We start from the raw sequence: 7,496 nt of genomic DNA, 5'->3' as shown, positions 1-7,496 counted from the left end.
TCTTTATATCAGGCACAGGGGAATTCAAAAGCTCAAACTGAAATTTGCGGTGATTCAGGAAAAAATGAAAGCAGAGCAGCTAATTGAACAGGAACGCAAGGAGGCCGAACGCTTACGCGAATTAGATAAACTGAAGATCAAATTTCTCACCAACTTGAGTCATGAGTTCCGTACCCCGCTGTCGCTAATTATCGGGCCTATTGACAAACTGTTGACGGAAAAGAGAGCTGCTGAAATTGCCGACCCTTTAAATATGATCAAACGAAATACCCGACGCTTGCTCAATCTGGTTAATCAAATTCTGGATTTCCGGAAAATGGAAGACCAGGAATTAAGGTTAAACCTTTCTGATGGAGATATGGTTTCCTTTATCAAAGAAGTTTTGGAACCCTTTAATGACCTTAGTGAACGGAAGCAGATTCAGCTTTTATTTAAGAGCCGCTTCAATTGTATTTATACCTCTTTTGATCAGGATAAAATAGAACGTGTATTATTCAATCTCCTGTCTAATGCATTTAAATTTACTCCGGTTGGTGGTACAATATCCGTGGAATTAGAAAAAAACGATCCGCTCATCGGCACTGAATCTTGTCTTATGATCAGGGTTTCCGATACGGGTATTGGCATCTCTGGGGAAAATAAAGAAAGAATATTTGAACGGTTTTTTCAAATCGATACCACAGCCTCCATTTTGAATCAGGGAAGTGGCATTGGCTTGTCCATTGCCAAGGAATTTATTAAAATGCATGGCGGGAATATAGTTGTTGAAAGTGAACCTGGGCTTGGAAGCAGTTTTATCATTAACCTTCCTTTTTCAACAACGATGGCTGACGATGAACTGGAGTTGGATTTTTCGGGCCCAACGCGATCCGAAAACGGGCAGGAAGCCACCGGCGCTAAGCAAGAAATCCAAGTCAGTATCGAAATCCCTTCAATTTTATTGGTAGAGGACAACGAGGATTTTAGATTTTATCTTAAAGACGGTTTAAAGCCCTTTTATAGGATCTATGAGGCCAGTAACGGACAGGAAGGGTGGCAACAGGCTTTGGCACATCATCCTCAGGTTATCGTAAGTGACATCAATATGCCTTACATGAATGGAATTGAGTTGTGCTATAAAGTTAAGTCAGATAAAAGAACCAATCACATCCCGATCATATTGCTGACAGCCTTAACTGGCGAAGAAGAACAGATCAGAGGGCTGAAAACAGGTGCTAATGACTACTTGACCAAGCCATTTAATTTTGAAATTCTTAATGCTAAAATTAAGAATCTCCTGGCACTGAATAAGACACTCAAAGAAACTTATACCAAGCAGATCAAGGTTCAGGCACCCGAATTGATCATAGAATCGCATAGCGACAGGTTATTGAATAAGGTTGCCTTGTACATTGAAGAAAATCTGAATAATCCTAAACTTTCTGTTGAAGACCTTAGCAAACATGTTGGTATGAGCAGGGGATCCTTATACCACAAAATTTTGGAATTAACCGGACAATCTCCGGTGGAATACATCAGGTCTGTTAAGCTGGACAAGGCCACTGTGTTACTCGAAAAAAGTGATTTGAATGTTTCCCAAATTGCCTATATGGTGGGTTTTGCTACACCAAACTATTTTGCAAAGTCTTTTAAAGCCAAATTTAATATGCAGCCCTCTGAATATATCCATTTAAAGCGAAAAGCGGATGTTGGCTTGGTTGGAGAAGTTAAATCCTTGTAAACCTTAATTGTTTGATCCCGGTTTATTAACGCAGCCCGTATTTCTACCATAAATTTTATTGCTATAACATTTCTGCTACAATAATGTCCAAAACTTCCCTGTAAAAGAGCCTGCATGATATAGTTTTATGGTACGCTTAACCATGTGTCTTTGCTCATATGCACTGGGTTATAGAACAGGTAGGGCTGGTTTAACAACAATAACGATTATCATGATGAGAAGTAAAAATATTTCAGTGTTTGGTTCATCCACATTGAAAATAAAGAGAGCTGGTCTCTTTTTGATTATGTTTCTGCTAAGTTTAAATAAAAGCTACGCACAAGATAAGGATTTTCATATTTATCTGTGTTTTGGTCAATCTAATATGGAGGGGAATGCCAAATTCGAAGCTCAGGATACAATAAGCATAAGTAATCGTTTCAAAGTATTGCAAGCAGTGGACTGCCTTGATCTTAACAGAAGGAAGGGAAACTGGTATACCGCAATGCCCCCTTTAAGCAGGTGCAATACGGGTTTAACGCCAGCTGATTATTTTGGAAAAACGATGGTTTCTAATCTTCCCAAGAATATAAAAGTGGGAGTGATTAATGTTGCAGTTGGTGGGTGCAAAATTGAATTATTTGATAAGGAAGGGTACAAATCTTATAGCGCTACTGCTCCAGGGTGGATGATCGGAATGATCAATCAATATGGAGGGAATCCCTATKGGCGTTTAGTTGAGTTGGCAGAAATTGCCCAAAAACAAGGGGTAATAAAGGGGATTCTGTTACATCAGGGCGAGTCTAATACGGGTGACACATTATGGGTAGAGAAAGTTAAAGCTGTTTATGATAATTTGCTGAGAGATTTGAACCTCAAAGAAAACTCAATACCATTACTCGTCGGAGAAATGGTGCATGCTGATCAGGGGGGTATTTGTGCGGGTATGAATACCACGATTGGAAAATTGCCTCAGACCATTTTAAATTCATATGTCATCTCGTCAAAAGGATGTACGGCTGCTGCGGATAAATTACATTTTAACGCCGCTGGATATAGAGAGTTGGGTAAACGCTACGCTACCAAAATGCTGTCATTACTAGATGACAGTTCAAAAAATAGTAATTTAAAAATAGTTCATAGGAAATAAACCGCTAAAAAAAACAATTATGATTAAATGGAATAGACACTTAAGTATAAGGCAGATGTTACTTGCCGGGATGTTGTTCTTGTTCAGCATGCCTGTTTCTTCACAACAAATTGTCGAGCCAGCTTCTCCTGGTTTTGACGTTGTAAATGTGGACATACCACATGGTAAAATAGACACGATCAGTTATTACTCTGAAACTGTAGGCACCATTAGAAAGGCGATAGCCTACACCCCTCCGGGTTATACAAAGAACAAGAAGTATCCTGTTTTGTATTTACTCCACGGGATTGGTGGAGATGAAAGGGAATGGTTAAATGGAGGGAAGCCACAGGTCATACTAGATAACCTTTATGCAGCAGGGAAATTAGTGCCTATGATTGTTGTAATGCCTAACGGTCGCGCCATGAAAGATGACCGTGCAATTGGAAACGTCATGTCCAAAGATAAGATTGATGCATTTTCAACTTTCGAAAAAGATCTATTAAACGATCTGATTCCCTTTGTGGAAAAGAAGTTCCGAACACATAAAGACCCTGAGCACCGTGCAATTGCGGGACTATCCATGGGCGGAGGGCAATCGTTAAATTTTGGGTTAGGGAATCTTCAAAAATTTGCATGGGTTGGTGGTTTTTCCTCAGCACCAAATACCAGAGTCCCTCAGGACCTGGTGCCTGATCCTGCCAAAGCAAAAGAAATGCTTAAACTGTTATTTATATCCTGCGGAGCAAGTGATAATCTAATCATTTACAGTAAGCGTACCCACGATTATCTTATCCAAAATCAAGTACCTCACATCTATTTTATTGAACCGGGCTTTCATGATTTTAAGGTTTGGAAAAATGGATTGTATATGTTTTCTCAAATGCTTTTTAAACCGGTAGATACCGCTTCTTTCTAGTATAAAATTACCAAACACATAACCCTGACAAGATGAGAAATATAATTGCCTTTGTGATCTTAACTACATTAAATTGTTTATTTCACTCGGTATTTGCTCAACAGCTAAAGGCACAAAATCCCATTATTTTTGCAGATGTACCCGATATGTCTATGGTGCGTGTAGGAGATTTATACTACATGAGTAGCACCACAATGCACATGAGCCCCGGCGTTCCGATTATGAAGTCCAGCGATTTGATAAACTGGAGTATTGTAAATTATGTCTATGATACACTCGCGGACGTAGATGAACTCAACCTAAAAAACGGTAAGCAGGCTTACGGTCAGGGAACCTGGGCAAGCAGTATGCGTTATCATAATGGGGTTTTCTACGTAAGTACATTTGCCCAGACTACCGGAAAAACGTATATCTATAGTACAAAGGATGTAGAAAAAGGTCCCTGGAAAGTAAAGGCTTTTAAGCCAGGATTTCATGATCATTCCCTGTTTTTTGATGACGACGGCAAAGTTTATATGGTTTATGGCGGAGGAAAGATCAGGTTAGTTGAAATGAAGCCTGATTTATCAGGTCCTGATCCTGCTGTTCCTGAACGTATTATTATAGAAAATGCCAGTCTTCCTTCTGGGGAAAAGATTGGATTGCCGGCTGAAGGATCGCAATTGTTTAAGGTTAAGGGTAAATACTATCTGTTTAACATTACTTGGCCAAGAGGTGGTATGCGAACGGTAGTGATCCATAGAGCAGATAAGATAACCGGTCCTTATGAGGGGAAAATTGGCCTGCAGGATTTGGGTGTGGCTCAGGGTGGGCTTATTGATATGCCAAATGGCGATTGGTATGCTTACCTTTTTCGTGATTTCGGTGCGGTGGGCCGTATTCCTTATTTAGTTCCTGTTAAGTGGCAAAATGAATGGCCAATCCTGGGCATAGACGGAAAAGTTCCGGACACCCTGGATTTACCAGCGGATAAGGGTTTGATTCCGGGTATTGTCGCCTCTGATGAATTTAACCGAAAACCCAGTGAAGCTGATTTGCCCCTTGTCTGGCAATGGAACCATAACCCTGACGCGCGGCTTTGGTCGCTGAGAAAGAGAAAAGGCCATTTGAGATTGACCAATGGACGATTGGATCATGATTTTTTGTCAGCCAGAAATACATTAACGCAACGCACAACTGGCCCTTTTTCCACAGCAGTGACCTTGCTTGATGTATCTAAGCTGAAGGATGGTGATTTTGCTGGGTTGGGTTTGTTGCAAAAAAAGTACGGACTGATTGGTGTGAGGGTAGAAGGAGGTGATAAATATATTGTGATCATAGATGCTGGAACCGGCGAGCCTATCGAAAATGAACGGATTCCGCTCAAGCAAAACACCATCTATTTTAGCGTACATTGTGATTTTAGCCAAAGGAGAGACCTTGCCAGCTTTAGGTATAGCCTTGATGGAAAGCATTGGAAGAAAATCGGAAGCTCATTAAAAATGGCTTATACCATCCCGCACTTTATGGGATACCGGTTTGCGCTGTTTAATTATGCCGAAAAACAGACAGGTGGGTATGCCGACTTTGATTACTTTCATATTTCAGATCAACCAGCTCCGGCAAACTAATCTGGTAATCAATTCTTTTACTTTCCCAGACCTTTAGATGTCCGCCTAATCGAGGAGGGATGAATTTTAATGTGGTAAATATGTATTATGAGATTTATTCTTTCTAAATATTTACGCCGGATTATGGTTGATATCGCTGTTTTTGGTCGTTTAGACCGTGTTTTTGTCGTTTTGAACATCCTGCATATAAATTTAAACAATTGTACCAGCCTAAAAAATGATGCGCGCTTAATTTAGGTTAACTAAATATAAATCCATCCGCGCGTTCCAAAGAGCCGCGGGATTAAACCAACAAACCCATGAACAGGCATCTTTATTTTTCTTTAATTCTTTTCGATTGACGAAGGTTCTGAACCAGTGCCGCTGAACCTGATCGCTTATCATGAGATTTTCGTGGTAGGTGTGTTGCAGGAAATACAGCAGCGGTTTAGGTCTATTGAATCTTGTTGAGGAGCGGCGATGTCAATGAGTAAAAGTACATTGACTAACCAAGCCAATCCAGATGAAACCACCAACGCAGTTGACTGGAGTGGACATGCTATACCCAGACCAACCGCTTTAATTTTTTAAAGTAACCAATAAACAAACCAAATGTATGATGGAAAAAAAAATCTACTACTAAGACTCCATATGGCGTATGGAAGACGTAATTATCAAAATTAAATCCTCTTAAATGATTTTAAATAATGGAAAAATACACAAAAGTGTGTAATCATGGCTGTCTTATCAAATTTTTCAGACAAGCACTATTACAAAAAGTTTGCTTTTCAATATTTGTTTTTTTTCTGCTGACCAATGCCGTCAACGCACAACAAAGACGAATAATCAAAGGCACTGTTGTCGACTTACAAAAAACACCGCTTATTGGTGTAACAATTACGGTCAAAGGTACAAATACAAGAGCATTAACAAATTCGGATGGGYATTTTACGATCGAGCTGGGCGACGGAATGACAACCCTTATGGTGGCTTATGTTGGTATGGAGACTCAAGAGGTCAACGTTACAGGTAAGAATAATGTGACGATTTTATTAAGAGACGATAACAAGGCATTAAATGAGGTTATCGTTGTGGGCTATGGAAAACAGAAAAAAGAGAGTGTAGTTGGGGCAATTACACAGGTAAAAGGAGAAGTATTGGAGCGGGCAGGTGGGGTTTCGAGCCTTGGCGCAGCATTGACTGGGAACTTGCCTGGTGTCATTACAGTGGCAACGCAAGGAACGCCAGGTGCTGAAGATCCAAAGATTTTCATCCGCGGTCAGAGTACTTGGAATAACAGTGACCCACTGGTTTTAGTGGATGGAATTGAGCGGTCTATGAACAGCGTCGATGTGGGTTCTGTGGAAAGTATTTCAGTTTTGAAAGATGCATCTGCGACAGCGGTATTTGGGGTAAAGGGCGCAAATGGGGTAATCCTGATTACTACCAAACGCGGAAAAGAAGGCAGGGCAGATATCCGTTTTACTGGCAATGCCACAATGAAAATACCTTCTTTGCTGGCCAGCAAATATGATTCATATGATGCCATAAAGATCCGGAACCTGGCCATTGAGCATGAATTAGGTCTTTCCGCGTCTTCATGGAGTAAGTATGTACCCTCTGCTGAGTTAGCGAAATATCGTAACCCCAGCAACCAGGCAGAAGCAGAGCGCTACCCGAATGTGGATTGGGGAGAGGAACTGATCAAGAATTCTGTGATGTCTTACAATGGAAGTGCAAATGTGTCCGGCGGTACGGCTTTCGTGAAATATTTTACAGCGATAGATTTTTTGAAAGAAGGCGATATCATTAAAAAACTAGACAATGGAAAATCATATGAACCCGGATATGGATTTAACCGCATCAATGTCCGTAGTAACCTGGATTTTAATTTAACTAAGACTACTGTCCTGACCACGAATCTCGCAGGCTCCTATGGGGTGAAACAAGACGCCTGGGGACAAGACAGCTGGGAATACCGGATTTGGCAAAGTATATACAGCAATGCGCCAAATATTTATTATCCTAAGTATACCAACGGGGGCTGGGGATACTATCCGCAGGAACAGGTGTCTACGGTAAACTCACTGGCAACCATGGCAAATAATGGTGTCCGTAAAACCACCACTACACGGATTAATACGGACTTTACCTTAAAGC

At 40.7% G+C, this 7,496-nt stretch carries 5 protein-coding genes; all 5 read left to right on the top strand.

Going from position 1 to position 7,496, the window contains the following annotated elements; genetic code table 11:
• On the top strand, window positions 1–1,720 hold a 1,720-nt coding region (locus AC1DG9_RS19905), incomplete at its 5' end, for a hybrid sensor histidine kinase/response regulator transcription factor (protein WP_477635105.1).
• A 211-nt stretch (window positions 1,721–1,931) separates the two neighbouring features.
• Window positions 1,932–2,849 carry a sialate O-acetylesterase gene (locus AC1DG9_RS19900; RefSeq protein WP_477635104.1) on the top strand — a complete coding sequence of 306 codons (918 nt, stop codon included), beginning with the start codon at window positions 1,932–1,934 and terminating at the stop codon, window positions 2,847–2,849.
• Window positions 2,850–2,868: 19 nt separating this feature from the next.
• On the top strand, window positions 2,869–3,747 hold the full coding sequence (locus AC1DG9_RS19895; protein ID WP_337717641.1) for an alpha/beta hydrolase: 879 nt from the start codon (window positions 2,869–2,871) through the stop codon (window positions 3,745–3,747).
• A 32-nt stretch (window positions 3,748–3,779) separates the two neighbouring features.
• Complete coding sequence (locus AC1DG9_RS19890) at window positions 3,780–5,357, top strand: glycoside hydrolase family 43 protein (RefSeq protein ID WP_288882461.1); 1,578 nt, start codon at window positions 3,780–3,782, stop codon at window positions 5,355–5,357.
• Between the two features lie 686 nt (window positions 5,358–6,043).
• Window positions 6,044–7,496 (top strand): SusC/RagA family TonB-linked outer membrane protein (locus tag AC1DG9_RS19885; RefSeq protein ID WP_477635103.1); only part of this gene is annotated, 1,453 nt, incomplete at its 3' end.

The sequence above is a fragment of the Pedobacter sp. 05L430 genome (genome assembly GCF_056397585.1).
The sequence above is the reverse complement of the archived record's forward strand: the minus strand, read 5'-3'. Positions and strand labels throughout refer to the sequence as shown.